Annotated in this window: 18 protein-coding genes; 14 read left to right on the top strand and 4 right to left on the bottom strand. The window is 72.3% G+C overall.

Annotated elements, in window-relative coordinates:
- Nucleotides 1–130: 130 nt before the first annotated feature.
- On the top strand, nt 131–949 hold the full coding sequence (locus AB0447_RS26515; RefSeq protein WP_366479287.1) for a hypothetical protein: 819 nt from the start codon (nt 131–133) through the stop codon (nt 947–949).
- A 24-nt stretch (nt 950–973) separates the two neighbouring features.
- Here the strand turns inward: AB0447_RS26515 and AB0447_RS26510 are convergent, their stop codons facing one another.
- A complete protein-coding gene (locus tag AB0447_RS26510; protein WP_366479285.1) occupies nt 974–2296 on the bottom strand; it encodes a D-arabinono-1,4-lactone oxidase in 1323 nt (440 codons plus the stop codon).
- On the bottom strand, nt 2253–3500 hold the full coding sequence (locus AB0447_RS26505) for an MFS transporter (protein ID WP_366479284.1): 1248 nt from the start codon (nt 3498–3500) through the stop codon (nt 2253–2255). The genes AB0447_RS26510 and AB0447_RS26505 overlap by 44 nt, the downstream gene beginning before the upstream one ends.
- Before the next feature lie 151 nt (nt 3501–3651).
- Here AB0447_RS26505 and AB0447_RS26500 point away from each other — a divergent pair, with 151 nt between their 5' ends.
- Both AB0447_RS26500 and AB0447_RS26495 read left to right on the top strand, forming a co-directional pair.
- On the top strand, nt 3652–4806 hold the full coding sequence (locus AB0447_RS26500) for a ferrochelatase (protein WP_366479283.1): 1155 nt from the start codon (nt 3652–3654) through the stop codon (nt 4804–4806).
- Nucleotides 4803–5621 carry an inositol monophosphatase family protein gene (locus tag AB0447_RS26495; protein WP_366479282.1) on the top strand — a complete coding sequence of 273 codons (819 nt, stop codon included), beginning with the start codon at nt 4803–4805 and terminating at the stop codon, nt 5619–5621. Before AB0447_RS26500 ends, AB0447_RS26495 begins: the two co-directional genes overlap by 4 nt.
- Nucleotides 5622–5751: 130 nt before the next feature.
- Here the strand turns inward: AB0447_RS26495 and AB0447_RS26490 are convergent, their stop codons facing one another.
- Complete coding sequence (locus tag AB0447_RS26490; RefSeq protein ID WP_366479281.1) at nt 5752–5919, bottom strand: hypothetical protein; 168 nt, start codon at nt 5917–5919, stop codon at nt 5752–5754.
- Between the two features lie 253 nt (nt 5920–6172).
- Between AB0447_RS26490 and AB0447_RS26485 the strand changes: the two genes are divergently transcribed.
- The 4 genes from AB0447_RS26485 (at nt 6173) to AB0447_RS26470 (ending at nt 9686) form a co-directional block, all read left to right on the top strand.
- On the top strand, nt 6173–6826 hold the full coding sequence (locus AB0447_RS26485; protein WP_150206941.1) for a response regulator transcription factor: 654 nt from the start codon (nt 6173–6175) through the stop codon (nt 6824–6826).
- 5 nt (nt 6827–6831) lie between these two features.
- Nucleotides 6832–8079: a HAMP domain-containing sensor histidine kinase gene (locus AB0447_RS26480; RefSeq protein WP_366479279.1), complete on the top strand. Its 1248-nt coding sequence runs from the start codon at nt 6832–6834 to the stop codon at nt 8077–8079.
- A 384-nt stretch (nt 8080–8463) separates the two neighbouring features.
- Nucleotides 8464–8760: a DUF4193 domain-containing protein gene (locus AB0447_RS26475; RefSeq protein WP_366479278.1), complete on the top strand. Its 297-nt coding sequence runs from the start codon at nt 8464–8466 to the stop codon at nt 8758–8760.
- Between the two features lie 11 nt (nt 8761–8771).
- Nucleotides 8772–9686, top strand: a complete 915-nt coding sequence (locus AB0447_RS26470) for a hypothetical protein (protein WP_366479277.1) — start codon at nt 8772–8774, stop codon at nt 9684–9686.
- Between the two features lie 31 nt (nt 9687–9717).
- Here the strand turns inward: AB0447_RS26470 and AB0447_RS26465 are convergent, their stop codons facing one another.
- Entirely contained in the window at nt 9718–10188 is a 471-nt protein-coding gene (locus AB0447_RS26465; RefSeq protein ID WP_366479276.1) for a DUF3093 domain-containing protein, read from the bottom strand.
- A 58-nt stretch (nt 10189–10246) separates the two neighbouring features.
- Here AB0447_RS26465 and AB0447_RS26460 point away from each other — a divergent pair, with 58 nt between their 5' ends.
- The 7 genes from AB0447_RS26460 to AB0447_RS26430 all read left to right on the top strand — a co-directional run bounded on the left by AB0447_RS26460 (nt 10247) and on the right by AB0447_RS26430 (nt 16775).
- On the top strand, nt 10247–10831 hold the full coding sequence (locus tag AB0447_RS26460; protein ID WP_366479275.1) for a PaaI family thioesterase: 585 nt from the start codon (nt 10247–10249) through the stop codon (nt 10829–10831).
- Entirely contained in the window at nt 10831–11367 is a 537-nt protein-coding gene (dut, locus tag AB0447_RS26455; protein ID WP_366479274.1) for a dUTP diphosphatase, read from the top strand. The genes AB0447_RS26460 and dut overlap by 1 nt, the downstream gene beginning before the upstream one ends.
- Nucleotide 11368: 1 nt before the next feature.
- On the top strand, nt 11369–12160 hold the full coding sequence (locus tag AB0447_RS26450; RefSeq protein WP_366479272.1) for a DUF3710 domain-containing protein: 792 nt from the start codon (nt 11369–11371) through the stop codon (nt 12158–12160).
- Between the two features lie 137 nt (nt 12161–12297).
- Entirely contained in the window at nt 12298–14898 is a 2601-nt protein-coding gene (locus AB0447_RS26445; RefSeq protein WP_366479271.1) for a sensor histidine kinase KdpD, read from the top strand.
- Nucleotides 14895–15581 (top strand): response regulator, encoded by a 687-nt coding sequence (locus tag AB0447_RS26440; RefSeq protein WP_366479270.1) that lies wholly within the window; start codon nt 14895–14897, stop codon nt 15579–15581. The genes AB0447_RS26445 and AB0447_RS26440 overlap by 4 nt, the downstream gene beginning before the upstream one ends.
- A gap of 24 nt (nt 15582–15605) precedes the next feature.
- Entirely contained in the window at nt 15606–16025 is a 420-nt protein-coding gene (locus AB0447_RS26435; protein ID WP_366479269.1) for an OB-fold nucleic acid binding domain-containing protein, read from the top strand.
- A gap of 3 nt (nt 16026–16028) precedes the next feature.
- Complete coding sequence (locus AB0447_RS26430; protein WP_366479268.1) at nt 16029–16775, top strand: DUF3159 domain-containing protein; 747 nt, start codon at nt 16029–16031, stop codon at nt 16773–16775.
- The last annotated feature ends 137 nt before the right edge of the window (nt 16776–16912 follow it).

Here is a 16912-nt window from a genome sequence, read left to right as displayed (position 1 = left end):
CCGGCCGGCCTGGCCTGCCTGCGCCCCGGGTCGGTTTGGGGTGTCTTGCTTCACAGAATCCGCAGAAATGGAACTATCCGTTTCGCTCGGCTGTCAGTAACTGCTGTAGCCGGTGAAGCAGAGGTTGAGGATGGGTCAGAAGGCGACGCAGGGCACCAGGCTGATAGAGGAGGCGGAGGAGGACGGGAAGAAGAAGCTCGATCTGAGCGTGGCTCAGGTCGCGGGCTCCTCCCTGGCCACGGTCGCGGCCGCTCTGCTCGCCTCGAAGCTCGGCGTCTACGGGACGATCCTCGGCGCCGGCGTGGTCAGCGTGGTGGCCACCGCCGGCGGGCCCGTCATCCAGCACTTCTTCCGCCGTACCGGCGGCCGGCTGCGCGAGGCGGCGGCCCCGAAGGGCCGCCGGGTGCCGACCCCCGCCGAGGAGTTGGCGGTGCTGCCCGCCGGAGGCGCCCCGGCCGCGGCGCCTCCCGCCGGCGAGTTCGGCCGGGCCACCACCTACGGCTCCCGGGGGCGCGGCTGGAAGCGCACCACGGTGGCCGCGGGCGCTGCCTTCGCCCTCTCCATGGGCGGCATAGGCGCGTACGAGGCCCTCGCCGGCTCCCCGGTCAGCAGCGACGGGCGCGCCCTGCTGCCCGGTGGCCCCGGCAAGGCGAAGCAGGAGCGGCCCCGTACGCCGGAGAGCGGGACCGACGACAAGGACGGGACCGGCGAGAAGGACGGGACCGGCGGGCGGACCGGCACGTCCCCCACGCCCGGCCGCTCCACGGACTCCGCCCCGCCGGACCCGGACCCGGACCCGTCCCGGAAGCCGGCGCCGACTCCCCCGCCGACGCCCACCCCGACACCGCCGGCGCCCACCCCCACGCCGACCCCCGACCGGTCGACGCCGGGCACCGACAGCACCGACAGCACCCCCGGCACCGGCCGGGGCCGGGAGAGCGCCTCCTGACCCCGGGGCACTCGGCCGGCCGGATCAGTCCCCGAGCACCCGCCGCAGGTAGTCGTTGCCGAACACCCGCTCCGGGTCCAGCCGGTCGCGGAGCGAGATGAACTCCCCGAACCGCGGGTAGACCCCGGCCAGGTACTCCGCGTCCCGGGTGTGCACCTTGCCCCAGTGCGGACGCCCGCCGTGCTCGGTGAAGATCCGCTCGGCAGCGGTGAAGTACGCCTGGTAGGGCGTCCCCTTGTACATGTGCACGGCGATGTACGCGGTGTCCCGGCCGGAGGCGGTGGACAGCGCGATGTCGTCCGCCGGAGCGGTCCGCACCTCCACCGGGAAGCTGATCCGCAGGTCCGAGCGGTCCACCACGGCCTTCAGCTCGCGCAGCGCCCCGACCACCCGCTCGCGCGGCAGGGCGTACTCCATCTCCACGAACCGGACCCGGCGCGGGCTGGTGAACACCTTGTACGGGATGTCCGTGTAGGTGCGCGCGGAGAGCGCCCGGCTGGCGACCCGGGCGATCCCCGGGATGGCCGCGGGGACCGCCCGGCCCACCGAGTTGACGGCCTGGAAGAGGCCGTTCGACAGCAGCTCGTCCTCCACCCAGGCGCTGACCGCGCCGGGCGGGGCGGCCGGGCCCGCGCTGCGGTTGTTCCGCTTGGTGTTGCAGTTGCCGGTGTGCGGGAACCAGTAGAACTCGAAGTGCTCGTTCTCCGCGTGGTGCTGCTCGAACTCGGCCGTCACCCGGTCGAAGCCCATCGGCTCCTCGCGGGCGGTGAGGAAGAACAGCGGCTCCACGGCAAAGGTGAGGGAAGTGACCACGCCCAGTGCGCCGATGCCGATCCGGGCGGCCGCGTAGACCTCCGGATTCTCCTTCTCCGAGCAGCTCAGCAGCCGCCCGTCCGCGGTGACCAGCTCCAGGCCGCGTATCTGGGCGGCTATGGAGCCGGAGTCGCGGCCGGTCCCGTGCGTGCCCGTGCCGACGGCGCCGGAGACCGTCTGCTCCATGATGTCGCCCATGTTGGTGAGTGACAGGCCCTCCAGGGCCAGTGCCCGGTTGAGATCCTTCAGGATGGTGCCGGCCGCCACCGTGACGGTGCCCGCGGCCCGGTCGATCTCCTGGATCCCGGCGAGCGCCTGGGGCCTGATCAGTACGCCGTCGGTGGCGGCCGCCGCGGTGAAGGAGTGGCCGGTGCCGACCGCCTTCACCCTCAGCCCGTCCTCGGCGGCCCGCCGGACCGCCTCCTGCAGTTCCCCGACCGACGCCGGTGCCACCACGCGGGCCGGCGTGGCGGACACGTTGCCCGCCCAGTTACGCCACGTGCTCCCGGACTTCCCTGCTGTCGCCGTCCCCATCGCTTGAGGGCTCCTCCCCTTGCGCCGGCCTCGTCAGCCGGCGGTAACCCGCGAACGCGACCGCCGCCGCGGCGATCCCCGCCGAGATGGAGACGACGTACCCCGTCCTCGCCCCGGAGGCGTCGATGACCCAGCCGGTCACCGACGATCCGAGCGCGACGCCGACCGCGAGCCCGGTGCTGGTCCAGGTCATGCCTTCGGTCAGCTTTTCGCGTGGTACGTGCGTCTCGATCAGGGCCATCGTGGTCACCATCGTGGGAGCGATGGCCAGGCCCGAGACGAAGAGCGCCACAGCCAGAAACGGAAGGTTCCCGGCCAGTAGGAGGGGGATCATACTCACGGCCATGGCCACCACGCCCAGTACCCAACGGCGTTCGGTCCGTCCCTTGAGATGGAGCAGGCCGAAGACGAGGCCGGCCAGGCAGGAGCCGAGCGCCCAAATGGCCAGGACGAAGCCGGTGGCGGACTTGTGCCCCTGCTCCTCGGCGAAGGCCAGGGTGGACACGTCGATGGAGCCGAAGATCGCGCCGGTGGCCACGAAGGTCGCGACCAGGACCTGCAGGCCGGGCGAGCGCAGCGCCGAGGAGCGGTCGTGGTGTTCGCCGCGCGGGTGCGGCTGCGGCTCGGTGGAGCGCAGCGCGGTCAGCCACCACACGCCCACCAGCAGGAAGACGATCGCGACCAGCGGGCCGGCCTCCGGGAACCAGCCGGCCGACAGCGTGATGGCCACGGGCGGGCCGAAGATGAAGCAGACCTCGTCCAGGACGGATTCGAGGGAGTACGCGGTGTGCAGCTGCGGGGTGTCCCGGTAGATCACGGTCCAGCGGGCCCGGACCATCGAGCCGACGCTGGGCACGCAGCCGGCGACGACCGCGAAGGCGAACAGCGTCCAGTCCGGCCAGCCGTTGGCGGCGGCGGCCAGCAGCCCGGCGATGGCGGCCACCGCGACCAGGGTCACCGGGCGCAGCACCCGCCGCTGCCCGTACTGGTCGACCAGCCGGGAGACCAGCGGGCCCTGCGCGGCCGCGGAGAGGGCCAGGGCGGCGGTGAGCGCTCCCGCCAGCGAGTACCGGCCGGTCAGCTCGGAGATCATCGTCAGGATGCCCACGCCGGCCATGGACAGCGGCATGCGCCCGATGAGCCCGGCGGCGGCGAACCCCTTGGTGCCGGGAGCGGCGAATATCGCGCGGTAGGGACTGGGCAAGGGGAGCCCTCCGTAAGGGACGTCATTGGCCCGTACAGGTTACGGCCGGGAGCGAGCGGGCCGCACGGGGAAAAAGGGTGGGCCGCGGCGAGTGTGACTTTGTGTTCGGCCGGATTACCGGCGGTCGGCGGCGGGTGGCAGGATTCGAGACATGTCTGACCAGCTCCCGAATCCCGCAGGCGGCCCGGCCCGCCCTTATGACGCCCTCCTGCTGCTGTCCTTCGGCGGCCCGGAGGGACCCGACGACGTCGTGCCCTTCCTGGAGAACGTCACCCGCGGCCGGGGCATCCCGCGCGAACGCCTCAAGGAGGTCGGGCAGCACTACTTCGGCTTCGGCGGCGTCAGCCCGATCAACGCCCAGAACCGGGAGCTGCTGGCCGCCCTGCGGAAGGACTTCGCCGAGCACGGCCTGGACCTCCCGGTGTACTGGGGCAACCGGAACTGGGCGCCGTACCTGACCGACGTCATGCGGGAGATGGCCGCGGACGGGCGGCGCCGCATCGCCGTGCTGGCGACCAGCGCCTACGCCTCGTACTCGGGCTGCCGCCAGTACCGCGAGAACCTCGCGGACGCCCTGGCCACGCTCGCCGAGGAGGGTTTCGAGCTCCCGCGGGTGGACAAGCTGCGGCACTACTTCAACCACCCCGGCTTCATCGAGCCGATGGTCGACGGGGTGATCGCCTCGCTCGGGGAGCTGCCCGAGGCGGTCCGGGCGGGCGCCAACCTGGTCTTCACCACCCACTCGATCCCCACGGCCGCCGCGGACGCCTCCGGTCCGGTGGAGGACCACACCGAGGGCGGGGAGGGCGGCGCGTACGTCAGGCAGCACCTCGACGTGGCCCGGGTGATCGCGGACGAGGTGGCCGAGCGGACCGGGACCGAGCGCCCCTGGCAGCTCGTCTACCAGTCCCGCAGCGGCGCCCCGCACATCCCGTGGCTGGAACCGGACATCTGCGACCACCTGGAGGCCCTGCACGGGGCCGGGACGCCCGCGGTGGTGATGGTGCCCATCGGCTTCGTCTCGGACCACATGGAGGTCCTGTACGACCTCGACACCGAGGCCACCGCCAAGGCCGCCGAGCTCGGCCTGCCGATCCGGCGGTCCGCCACCGTGGGCGCCGACTCCCGGTTCGCCGAGGCGGTGCGCGAGCTGGTGCTGGAGCGGGCCGCGGCGGAGCGCGGGGAACCGGTGGAGCGGTGCGCGCTCGGCCTGCTCGGGCCCAGCCACGACCTGTGCGCGGTGGGCTGCTGCCCCGCCCGCCAGGCCCGCCCGGCCGCCGCCGGCGCGGACAGCCCGTACTCATGAGGAGCGCAGCCGTGCCCACGGAGGACCTGAAGACCGAACTGCTGGAGCTGGCCCTGGAGGCGGCCCGGCGGGCCGGGGAGCTGCTGCGCGACGGCCGGCCGGCCGATCTGGGGGTGGCCGCCACCAAGACCAGCTCGATCGACGTGGTGACCGAGATGGACATCGCCGCGGAGAAGCTGATCACCGGCTTCCTGGCGGAGCACCGCCCGCAGGACGGGCTGCTCGGCGAGGAGGGCTCCGACACCGAGGGCACGAGCGGTGTGCGGTGGGTCGTGGACCCGCTGGACGGCACCGTGAACTACCTGTACGGGCTGCCCGCCTGGTCGGTGTCGATCGCGGCCGAGTACCGGGGCGAGACGGTGGCCGGGGTGGTGGCGGCGCCGCTGCGCGGGGAGACGTACCACGCGGTGGCGGGGCGCGGGGCCTGGCTGGACGGCGTACGGCTGGCCTGCCGGCCGGCGGCGCCGCTGGACCAGGCGCTGCTGGCGACCGGCTTCGGATACCTCCAGGAGCGGCGGGCCCACCAGGCGGACGTGGCCCAGGCGATCATCCCGCGGGTGCGGGACATCCGGCGGGGCGGCTCGGCGGCCATCGACCTGTGCGATGTGGCCTGCGGCCGGCTGGACGGGTACTACGAGCGCGGGCTCAACCCGTGGGACCTGGCGGCCGGCGAGCTGATCGCCCGCGAGGCCGGTGCCCTGACGGGCGGCCGGCCGGGCGAGCCCGCCTCCGGTGAGCTGGCGATCGCCGCGACCCCGGCGGTCTTCGGCGCCCTGCAGCCCCTGCTGGAGGACGCCGGGGCCTGGCACGACTGACTGCCTGCGGGCCTTCTGCGGCCCGCTGCGGGCCCGGGCCGTCTGGGGCCTGCACGGGCCTGAGAACGCCGACGAGGCCGGGACCCGCCCCCGAGGGCGGTCCCGGCCTCGCAGCGTCAGGAAGGGCGGCCTACGCCGCCCGCACCCGTACGCCGTGTTCCGCGGCCAGGCGGTGGAGGTCCTCCAGTTCCGCCTGCTCGACCTCCGCGAGGAAGTCGTCGCCCGTTTGCTGGGCCCGGTTGAGGTCCGACTCGGTGGTGCGAATGCGCTGCAGGAGTCCTGCGGTGAATGCGTCCATGGCGGTTGCGCCCCCTCTTCGTGGCACGGAGGTGTCCGGGAGGTAGGTGATCGGTGATCGGGGTGTGGTGTCGTCCTCCCCGGCCCCCTGGGCCCAGAAACCTCGGAAGGCGAGGGAATCCTCACTTCCGCCTTGCCCGGGGCCTCCCGGGAGGCCCTGCTGTGGCGCCTTACAGCCGGTTTACGGCCGAAAGCGGCAGGATGGTTGGCGCAATGGACCGTGCCCGCCCTGGGCCCAGAGGAAGGAAATCGACGTGCGCGTACTCGTCGTCGAGGACGAGCAGCTGCTCGCCGATGCGGTGGCCACCGGACTGCGCCGGGAGGCCATGGCCGTCGACGTCGTGTACGACGGCGCGGCCGCCCTGGAACGGGTGGGCGTCAACGACTACGACGTGGTCGTGCTCGACCGGGACCTCCCCCTCGTGCACGGAGACGACGTCTGCCGCAAGATCGTCGAGCTGGGCATGCCGACCCGGGTGCTGATGCTGACCGCCTCCGGTGATGTGAGCGACCGGGTCGAGGGCCTGGAGCTCGGGGCCGACGACTACCTGCCCAAGCCCTTCGCCTTCAGCGAGCTGACCGCCCGGGTGCGCGCCCTCGGCCGGCGGACCACCGTCGCCCTGCCGCCCGTACTGGAGCGGGCCGGCATCAAGCTGGACCCGAACCGGCGCGAGGTGTTCCGGGACGGCAAGGAGGTCCAGCTGGCGCCGAAGGAGTTCGCGGTGCTGGAGGTCCTCATGCGCAGCGAGGGCACGGTCGTCTCCGCCGAGCAGCTGCTGGAGAAGGCGTGGGACGAGAACACCGACCCGTTCACCAATGTGGTCCGGGTGACCGTGATGACCCTGCGCCGCAAGCTCGGCGAGCCCCCGGTCATCGTGACGGTGCCCGGCTCCGGATACCGGATCTGACGCGGATGGCCGCTACCCCGGTGCCCTCCGCGGCACCACCGAAGCAGCAGACCTGGGACCCCGGCCCGCCCGAGGGTCCCTTCCCTTGGCTGCGGCCGACCATCCGGATACGGCTCACGCTGCTGTACGGCGGCATGTTCCTGATCGCCGGGATCCTGCTGCTGTCGATCATCTACCTGCTGGCCGCGCAGACCATGCGGGCCGGCCTGCCGCCGCCGTTCAAGATCGTCGGCGGTCAGGACGTCCAGGTCACCAGCGAGACCTGCCCGGCGGTGAGCCTGGTCAAGAACGCCGGGGAGCTCAACAACGCCGTCGTCGCCTGCATGGACATCCAGCGCAAGCACGCCCTGGACGACCTGCTCAGCCGCTCCCTGATGGCCCTGCTGGGCCTGTCGATCATCGCCTTCGCCTTCGGCTACGCGATGGCCGGCCGGGTGCTCTCGCCGTTGGGCAAGATCACCCGGACCGCCCGCCGGGTGGTCGGCTCCGACCTGACCCGGCGGATCGAGCTGGACGGCCCGGACGACGAGCTCAAGGAGCTCGCCGACACCTTCGACGAGATGCTGGACCGGCTGGAGCGGGCCTTCACGGCCCAGCAGCGGTTCGTGGCCAACGCCTCGCACGAGCTGCGGACCCCGCTGGCCATCAACCGGACCCTGCTCGAAGTCCACCTGTCCGACCCCGGAGCCCCGGTGGAGCTCCAGCAGCTGGGCAAGACGCTGCTGGCCACCAACGAGCGCAGCGAACAGCTCGTCGAGGGCCTGCTGCTGCTCGCCCGCAGCGAGAACCAGATCGTCGAGCGCAAACCCGTGGACCTGGCCGAGGTCGCCTCGCGCGCCATCGACCAGGCGCGCGGCGAGGCCGAGGCGAAGGGCGTGGAGATCCGCGGCGAGCGCGCGCTGGCCGTGGTCCAGGGCAACGGCGTGCTGCTGGAGCGGATCGCCCTCAACCTGGTGCAGAACGCCGTCCGGTACAACGTGCCGAACGGCGGCTGGGTGGAGGTCGTCACCGAGCTCAGCCACGGCCAGGCGGTGCTCGTGGTCTCGAACACAGGTCCCGTGGTTCCCGCGTACGAGATCGACAACCTCTTCGAGCCCTTCAGACGCCTCCGTACGGAGCGAACGGGCAGCGACAAGGGTGTGGGCCTCGGCCTGTCCATCGCGCGCTCTGTGGCGCGCGCACACGGCGGCCGGATCCACGCGGAGCCCCGCGAGGGGGGTGGCCTGGTGATGCGCGTCACCCTGCCCATCTGACGAACACCCTGCCTGTTCGCTCTCGGCTGAACCCGTGGGCGGCGGGCGTGGGCACGGGCTGTGTGATCGATCACAGTGCCGAGTGCCCGCCCCTGTACGGTCCGTGACCCCTGGGGTCCCGGAAAGCCCGGGAAAGTCCGGGTTTCCGGCACCCCGAACGGCGGAAAATACACGGGGTGGCGCTCGTGCACGACGGCCTCCCGACCGTGTACGGTCCCGCTCGACATACCGGCCCATCGCCCTTCAGGCGTGCAGCTGGGTGTCGATTGAGTAACAGACCTTGATGTGAGGCAAAATCTCCGCCTCAGGTCGGGCACAAGTCCGGCCTCTCGCGCGTTACGTGCGCTGAGACACCGCTAAATACCCAGAGGGGGAGAGCGAACAATGGCAACGGACTACGACACCCCACGCAAGACTGACGACGACGTCGACAGCGACAGCATTGAAGAGCTGAAGGCCCGGCGCAACGACAAGTCCACCTCGGCCGTGGACGTCGACGACTTCGACGCGGTCGAAGGCCTGGAGCTGCCCGGCGCGGACCTGTCCAACGAGGAACTGGCCGTCCGGGTGCTGCCCAAGCAGGCGGACGAGTTCACCTGCATGAGCTGCTTCCTGGTGCACCACCGCAGCCAGCTGGCCCGCGAGAAGAACGGCCAGCCCATCTGCCGCGACTGCGACTGAGGCAGCCGGCCGTGACAGGGTCGACACCGTCCCGCAGGCGTTTCTTCCGCAGGCAGGGTGGTGACGCGGTGGAGGCGTACGCCGAAGCGAAGGGCCCGGCAACGGGCCGCGGTGGCTCCGGCGTGCCCACTGTCCCCGCCGTGCCCGAGGCGGGCGGAGGGCCGGTGCCGGCGGTCGTGGACACCGGCGGAGAAGCCCGGCGGAAACCCGCCGGGCGCCGGATGGAAGCCGTCAAGAACGGCGTGCGCAAGAGCAGCGAAGGCGCACGGGCGGTCGTCCTGTACATCAGCGACCGGATCATCGAGAACGCCCCGCGCGTTCCCGTACGGGACCTGGCGACGCTGCGCGCCCAGTTCCCGGGCCTCGGTCCCGATCAGCTGGCCGACAAGCTGATCGCCGGTGCCGCCAACGGCGCCTCGACCGTGGGCGCGGGCATCGGCGCGGTGGCGATGCTGCCCGTGCCGCCGGCGCTGCCGGCCGAGCTGGCCGCCGAGATCACCGGCGTCGCGGCGATCGAGCTCAAGCTCATCGCCGAACTCCACGAGGTGTACGGGCAGCGCCCGCCCGGCAACCTCAAGGAACGCAGCTTCGCCTACCTGACCGCGTGGACGGAGGAGCGGGGCGTCGACCTGACCAAACCGACCACCCTCAACGCGGCCCTCGGCGGGCAGATGAAACGCGAACTGCGCCAGCAGATCACGAAGCGGCTGCTCCGCAACCTGCCGAACGTGATGCCGTTCATGGTGGGGGCGGCCGTCGGCGCGGTCATGAACCGCCGCGACACCAAGAAGCTGGCCGAGAAGGTCCGCGGGGACCTGCGCAGCCGAGCCGTGCCGTGGCACGCGCTGCCGGCGCAGCCGCCGCTCGACCAGCCGCCCCTCGAGCCGGGCAGCCCCAAATCCCTCCAGGGCCCGGCCGAACCCTGACGGGCCGGCCACCCCTGACGAACGGGACCGGCTACTCGGCGGCGGACCGGGACCGCGCCGAGCGCAGGGCGGCCGCCAGGGCCTCCGGCTCGCGCGTCGAGACGTACACGTACGGGGTCGGGTCCGACGGATCGGTGACCTCGACGCGCACCGCCGTCGGCACGTAGCTGCGCATCAGCATGAAGGCCCGGGGGTCCGCCTTGTACGTGCGCCAGGCGCGCGCCTGCTCCGCGTCCAGGACCTCCGGCTCGCCCAGGGCCGCCACCGGGATCCGCGCGTCCCCGGCCGCCAGCGCGCCGTTCACCACCCGCACGCGAGCGCTCCCGTACGAGCTCACCAGCAGCCCCGTCAGGGCCGTCCCGCCGACCAGCCCGGCCAGCAGCGCCATCGTCCCCAGCGGCACCATCATCAGCGCACACGCCAGGCCCATCAGCACGGTGATGCCCCACCAGGCGCGGGGGGCGGTCAGGCGTTCGTCATGGTGCGCGGGGGAGAGCTGCATGACTCCAAGCTTGGCACGAGGCGACCGGCGGGTAGCCGCGCGGGTAAGGTCTGCGGCTGTGAGTGGACGAAACCCAAGCCTGACGCCCCCGGCCGACGCCACGGCGCCGGTCAGGCACCCCGACGCCCCGGCGCCCGGCGAGCTCCTCGGTGCGCACTACGAGCACTGTTTCGGCTGCGGCAACGGTCAGCCGCACGGTCTGCACCTGGCCGCCCGGGCCGGCGAGGGTGTCCGCGTCACCGCCGAGTTCACCGTCAAGCCCGCGCACCAGGGAGCACCCGGCCTCGCCCACGGCGGGGTCCTGGCCACCGCGCTCGACGAGACCCTCGGCTCGCTGAACTGGCTGCTGCGGGTCATCGCGGTCACCGGCCGGCTGGAGACCGACTTCGTACGGCCGGTGCCCGTGGACACGGTGCTGTACCTGGAGGCCGAGGTCACCGCGGTCGCCGGGCGGAAGATCTACTCCAGTGCCGTCGGCCGCATAGGCGGCCCCGAGGGGCCCGTCGCGGTGCGCGCCGAGGCCCTGTTCATAGAAGTCAAGGTCGACCACTTCATCGAGAACGGCCGGCCCGAGGAGATCCGGGCGGCGATGGCCGACCCGGACCAGGTCAGGCGCGCCCGCGCCTTCGAGGTGAACCCCTGATGGCCCTGAGCAATCACGCCCCCGTCGACGTGCTGATCAAGCTGGTCGACCCGGAGGTGCCCATTCCGGCGTACGGCCACCCCGGCGACGCCGGCTGCGACCTGGTGACCACCCAGGCCGCCGAGCTCGCCCCCGGCGAGCGGACCGTACTCCCCACCGGGGTGTCCATCGCCCTGCCCGACGGGTACGCGGCCTTCGTGCACCCGCGGTCCGGCCTGGCCGCCCGCTGCGGGCTCGCGCTCGTGAATGCCCCGGGGACGGTGGATGCCGGGTACCGTGGGGAGATCAAGGTGATCGTGGTCAATCTCGACCCGCGCGAGAGCGTCCGGTTCGAGCGCTTCGACCGCATTGCCCAGCTGGTTGTCCAGCGGGTCGAGAAGGTGCGCTTCCATGAGGTGGCGGAACTTCCCGGCTCGGCCCGGGCCGAGGGGGGTTTCGGCTCCACCGGCGGTCATGCGGCTGTGGCCGGAAACGGCGCTGGTCAGCAGGGTGGGAATGGCTACGCTTCGGTCGTATCCGACCGGGAAGGACAGTGACGTGTTCGGACGTCGCAAGAAGAACAGCTCCGTCAAGGACGGTGGCGCGGCCGAGCAGGTCGTCGACGGCGTCGAGGCGGAGGAGAGCGAATACGCCGACGAGCGCGCCGAGTTTGCCACCGGCGAGCAGCGCCGGGTGAACCTGCCGCCGGCCCCGCGGCCGGACGGCCCCTGGGACGTCTCCGAGGTGCCCGGCGATCCGGCCGAGGGCCGGGTCGACCTCGGCGGCATCTTCGTACCGGGTGTCGAGGGCATGGAGCTGCGCGTCGAGGTCGCCGGGGACGCGATCGTCGCCGCGACCGTGGTGCTGCGCGACAGCGCCGTGCAGCTGCAGGCCTTCGCGGCGCCCAAGAAGGAAGGGATCTGGGGCGAGGTCCGAGAGGAGATCGCCTCGGGCATCACCCAGCAGGGCGGAATCATCGACGAGGTCCAGGGTCCGCTGGGCTGGGAGCTGCGCGCGCAGGTCCCGGTCCCGCTGCCGGACGGCACCCGGGGCGCCCAGCTGGTGCGCTTCGTGGGCGTCGACGGCCCCCGCTGGTTCCTCCGCGGGGTGATCTCCGGCCAGGGTGCGGTGCAGCCCGAGTCGGCCGGTCTGCTGGAGCAGATCTTCCGTGACACCGTCGTGGTGCGGGGCGAGGGCCCGATGGCCCCGCGCGACCCGATCGTCCTGAAGCTGCCGAACGACGCCCAGATGGTGCCGGACGGCGTGCAGACGGAGGACCAGGAGGGCTCCCGCTTCTCCGGCGGCATGGGCCAGCTGGAGCGCGGCCCGGAGATCACCGAGGTCCGCTGACGCTCGGCCGTTGACCGTTGACCACAGCCGGTCGTCCCGACGGGCCGTGCTCCCCTGCCCGGGAGCACGGCCCGTCGTCGTACGTGATCGTCGTACGTGATCGCCGTGCGTGATCGTCGTACGTGAGAATGGGACACATGGGACGCGGCAAGCTTCGGATCTACCTCGGTGCGGCTCCGGGCGTGGGCAAGACGTACGCGATGCTGGCCGAGGGGCACCGGCGGGTGGAGCGGGGCACCGACTGCGTGGTCGGGTTCGTGGAGCACCACGGGCGGACGCGCACCGAGGTGCTGCTGCACGGCCTGGAGCTGGTGCCGCGCCGCGAGCTGGAGTACCGGGGCTCCTCGTTCACCGAGGTGGACGTGGACGCGTTGCTGGCCCGCAGCCCCGCCGTCGCGCTGGTGGACGAGCTCGCCCACACCAATGTGCCGGGCTCGCGCAACGCCAAGCGCTGGCAGGACGTCGAGGAGCTGCTGCAGGCCGGCATCGACGTCGTCTCCACCGTCAACATCCAGCACCTGGAATCGCTCGGTGACGTGGTCGAGACCATCACCGGGGTGCGGCAGCGCGAGACGGTGCCCGACGAGGTGGTGCGGCGGGCCGACCAGATCGAACTGGTCGACATGTCCCCGCAGGCGCTGCGCCGGCGCATGGCCCACGGCAACGTCTACCAGCCCGACAAGGTCGACGCGGCCCTCTCCCACTACTTCCGGCCGGGGAACCTGACCGCGCTGCGCGAGCTCGCGCTGCTGTGGACCGCGGACCGGGTCGACGAATACCTCCAGCAGTACCGCGGCGAACACGGCATCCGCTCCACCTGGCAGGCCCGGGAGCGAATCGTCGTCGGCCTCACCGGCGGCCCCGAAGGCCGTACGCTCATCCGCCGGGCCGCGCGGCTGGCGGAGAAGGGCGCGGGCGGGGAGGTGCTCGCCGTCTACATCGCGCGCAGCGACGGACTGACCGCGGCCTCCCCGAAGGAGCTCGCGGTCCAGCGGACCCTGGTCGAGGACCTGGGTGGAACGTTTCACCATGTGGTCGGCGACAACATCCCCGACGCCCTGCTGGAGTTCGCCCGGGGCGTGAACGCCTCCCAGATCGTGCTCGGCTCCAGCCGCCGCAAGCCCTGGCAGTACCTGTTCGGGCCGGGTGTCGGGGCGACCGTCGCCCGCGAATCCGGCCCCGACCTCGACGTGCACATCGTCACCCACGAGGAAGCCGCCAAGGGGCGCGCGCGGGGGCTGCCGGCCGTCTACCCCGGAGCCCGGCTGGGCCGGACCCGGATCCTGGCCGGCTGGGTGGTCGGCGTGGTCTTGCCGGCCCTGCTGGCCCTGCTGCTCACGCACATCGACGCAGATCCCGGCCTGGCCAACGAGATGCTGCTGTTCCTGGCGCTGACCGTGGCGGCCGCGATGCTCGGCGGGCTGCTGCCCGCCCTCGCCTCGGCGGCCTTCGGCTCCCTGCTGCTGAACTACTTCTTCGCCCCGCCGGTGCACCGGCTGACCATCGCCGACCCGAAGAACATCGTCGCCATCGTGGTGTTCTTCTCCGTGGCCGTCGCGGTGGCCTCGGTGGTGGACCTGGCCGCCCGCCGCACCCAGCAGGCCGCCCGGCTGCGGGCCGAGTCGGAGATCCTCTCCTTCCTCGCCGGCAGCGTGCTGCGCGGGGAGACCACCCTGTCCGCCCTGCTGGAACGGGTCCGCGAGACCTTCGCCATGGAGTCGGTGACCCTGCTGGAGCGGCGGAGCGAGACCGACCCCTGGACCTCGGCCGGCAGCATCGGCCCGGGGCCGGTCACCCGGCCGGAGGACGCCGATGTGGACATGCCGGTCGGCGACCACATGGCGCTGGCCCTGTCGGGCCGGGTGCTGCCCGCCGAGGACCGGCGGGTGCTCGGCGCCTTCGCCGCCCAGGCCGCCGTGGTCCTGGACCGGCAGCGGCTCGTCGGCGAGGCCGAGGAGGCCCGCCGGCTGGCCGAGGGCAACAAGATCCGCACCGCCCTGCTGGCTGCCGTCAGTCACGACCTGCGCACCCCCCTCGCCTCCATCAAGGCCTCCGTCACCTCGCTCCGCTCCGGTGACGTGGAGTGGTCCGAGGAGGACCGGGCCGAGCTCCTCGCCGGCATCGAGGAGGGCGCCGACCGGCTCGACCACGTGGTGGGCAACCTGCTCGACATGTCCCGGCTGCAGACCGGCACCGTCACCCCGCTGATCCGCGCCGCCGACCTCGACGAGGTGGTCCCGATGGCGCTGCTCGGCGTACCGGAGGACAGCGTGCAGCTGGACATTCCGGAGACACTGCCGATGGTGGCGGTGGACCCCGGGCTGCTGGAGCGTACGGTCGCCAACGTGGTCGAGAACGCCGTCAAGTACAGCCCCGCCGGGCAGGTCGTCACCGTGGCCGCCAGCGCGTTGGGGGACCGGGTGGAGGTCCGGGTCGTCGACCGCGGACCCGGCGTCCCCGACGAGGCCAAGGAGCGGATCTTCGCGCCCTTCCAGCGGCACGGCGACTCCCCGCGCGGCGCCGGGGTGGGCCTCGGCCTGGCCGTGGCCCGCGGATTCGCCGAGGCCATCGGCGGCACCCTGACCGCGGAGGACACCCCCGGCGGCGGCATGACCATGGTGCTCACGCTGCGCGCCGCGGCCGCGGGGGACGCCGGGCACGCGACGCACGGCGCCGGGCCGCATCACGCCGCCCCGCAGGACGGCGTACGCATACGAGAGAAAGCAGGACCTCAATGACCCGGGTGCTCGTGGTCGAGGACGAGCCGCAGATCGTCCGCGCCCTCGTGATCAACCTGAAGGCCCGCAAGTACGAGGTCGACGCGGCCCCCGACGGCGCGACCGCCCTGGAACTGGCCGCCGCCCGCCACCCCGACGTGGTGGTCCTCGACCTCGGCCTCCCCGACATGGACGGCGTCGAGGTGATCAAGGGGCTGCGCGGCTGGACCCGGGTCCCCATCCTGGTGCTCTCCGCCCGCCACAGCTCCGACGAGAAGGTCGAGGCGCTGGACGCGGGCGCCGACGACTACGTCACCAAGCCCTTCGGCATGGACGAGCTGCTGGCCCGGCTGCGCGCCGCAGTCCGCCGCGCCGAGCCGGCCGTCGGCTCCGGCGAGGGCGAGGTGGTCGTCGAGACCGCCGGCTTCACCGTGGACCTGGCCGCCAAGAAGGCGGTCCGCGAGGGACGCGACGTACGGCTAACCCCGACCGAATGGCACCTGCTGGAGGTACTGGTCCGCAACGGCGGCAAGCTGGTCAGCCAGAAGCAGCTGCTCCAGGAGGTCTGGGGCCCCTCCTACGGGACCGAGACGAACTATCTGCGGGTGTACATGGCGCAGCTGCGCCGCAAACTGGAGGCGGACCCCTCGCACCCCGTGCACTTCATCACCGAACCCGGGATGGGCTACCGCTTCGAGAGGTAGGGGCCCGCCGGTACGCTTCCTGTTATGAGTGCTGAACCGCGTCCCGAGAAGCCCGCGAAACCGGCCCGGCCGGCGGGCCGGTTCCGCCGGATGATCGAGAGGCTGTCCTCCACCCAGGAGGAGCTGCATTCGGCGGAGCTGCAGGAGGACGCAGAAGCCGCGGGATGCACGCGGATCTGCGACTGTCACGACCGCCAGATAGTGAAGGTGACCGGTACGCTGCGCACCGTCACCCTGCGGCCGCGCGCGGGCGTCCCGGCACTGGAGGCGGAGCTGTTCGACGGCTCGGCCGCGCTGGACGTGGTCTGGCTGGGCCGTCGCTCGATCGCGGGAATCGAACCGGGCCGGCGCATGATCGCCTCCGGACGGATCTCGATGAGCCACGGCCGCAGGGTCCTCTTCAACCCGAAGTACGAACTCCGCCCCGTCGGACAGGAGCAGTAGCCGGTGACGTCAGTGGACAAGCCGACCCCCCAGGCGGGGGCACAGGCCGAGGCGGACCAGAAGGCCGTCACGCAGGCAGCGCTCTTCGATGCCTTCGGCGGGATCCGCGGGACCCTGGAGACGATGCTCCCCGGGCTGCTCTTCGTGATGATCTACACGGTCAACAAGGACGTGAAGATGTCCGCGATCGCGGCGGGCGCGGTCGCCGTCCTGCTGGTGATCGTGCGGCTCGTGCGAAAGGACACCGTCAAGCACGCCTTCAGCGGGGTCTTCGGGGTCGGCGTCGGTGTCGCCTTCGCCCTGTTCACCGGCAGCGCCAAGGGCTTCTACCTGCCGGGCATGATCTACGGCGCCGGCCTCGGCGTCGCCTTCACCCTCTCCGCGCTGGTGGGCTTCCCGCTGCTCGGGGTCGTGCTGGGCCCGGTGTTCAAGGAGAACCTCTCCTGGCGCACCCGCAACCCGGGACGCAAGAAGGCCTACACCAAGGCGAGCCTGGCCTGGGGCCTGATCTTCCTCGCCAAGTACGCGATCCTCTTCCCGCTGTACTGGTGGGGCGACGCCACCCAGCTGGGCTGGCTGCTGGTGGCCCTGAAACTCCCGCCGATGGTGCTGGCCGTGTACTTCACCTGGCTCTTCCTGGCGAAGGCGCCGCCGCCGATCGACGTGTTCGCGGAGATGGAGGCGGAGGAGGAAGCCGAACGGCAGCGCAAGGCCGGGGCCGCCGGGGCGGCCGGGCACCGCGAGGTCTAAGGCACGAAAAAGGGGGGCGGGCGACCGATCGGTCGCCCGCCCCCCCCTTAAGCTGGGAGAACGGAAGATGGTGGACGAGGGAAAGCGGGGGCCGGTAGCTAGGTAGAGGGCGGATGGGGGAGGAGCACAAACAACAG

The sequence above is a fragment of the Streptomyces sp. NPDC051211 genome (assembly GCF_040689505.1).
Taxonomy (GTDB): Bacteria; Actinomycetota; Actinomycetes; order Streptomycetales; family Streptomycetaceae; genus Streptomyces.
The sequence above is the reverse complement of the archived record's forward strand: the minus strand, read 5'-3'. Positions and strand labels throughout refer to the sequence as shown.

Coding starts and splice junctions, on each gene's coding strand:
- AB0447_RS26445 (WP_366479271.1), top strand. CDS start 12,298: ATGGGACGCGGCAAGCTTCGGATCTACCTCGGTGCGGCTCCGGGCGTG.
- AB0447_RS26465 (WP_366479276.1), bottom strand. CDS start 10,188: ATGCAGCTCTCCCCCGCGCACCATGACGAACGCCTGACCGCCCCCCGC.
- AB0447_RS26475 (WP_366479278.1), top strand. CDS start 8,464: ATGGCAACGGACTACGACACCCCACGCAAGACTGACGACGACGTCGAC.
- AB0447_RS26480 (WP_366479279.1), top strand. CDS start 6,832: ATGGCCGCTACCCCGGTGCCCTCCGCGGCACCACCGAAGCAGCAGACC.
- AB0447_RS26495 (WP_366479282.1), top strand. CDS start 4,803: ATGAGGAGCGCAGCCGTGCCCACGGAGGACCTGAAGACCGAACTGCTG.
- AB0447_RS26515 (WP_366479287.1), top strand. CDS start 131: ATGGGTCAGAAGGCGACGCAGGGCACCAGGCTGATAGAGGAGGCGGAG.
- AB0447_RS26500 (WP_366479283.1), top strand. CDS start 3,652: ATGTCTGACCAGCTCCCGAATCCCGCAGGCGGCCCGGCCCGCCCTTAT.
- AB0447_RS26490 (WP_366479281.1), bottom strand. CDS start 5,919: ATGGACGCATTCACCGCAGGACTCCTGCAGCGCATTCGCACCACCGAG.
- dut (WP_366479274.1), top strand. CDS start 10,831: ATGGCCCTGAGCAATCACGCCCCCGTCGACGTGCTGATCAAGCTGGTC.
- AB0447_RS26510 (WP_366479285.1), bottom strand. CDS start 2,296: ATGGGGACGGCGACAGCAGGGAAGTCCGGGAGCACGTGGCGTAACTGG.
- AB0447_RS26435 (WP_366479269.1), top strand. CDS start 15,606: ATGAGTGCTGAACCGCGTCCCGAGAAGCCCGCGAAACCGGCCCGGCCG.
- AB0447_RS26440 (WP_366479270.1), top strand. CDS start 14,895: ATGACCCGGGTGCTCGTGGTCGAGGACGAGCCGCAGATCGTCCGCGCC.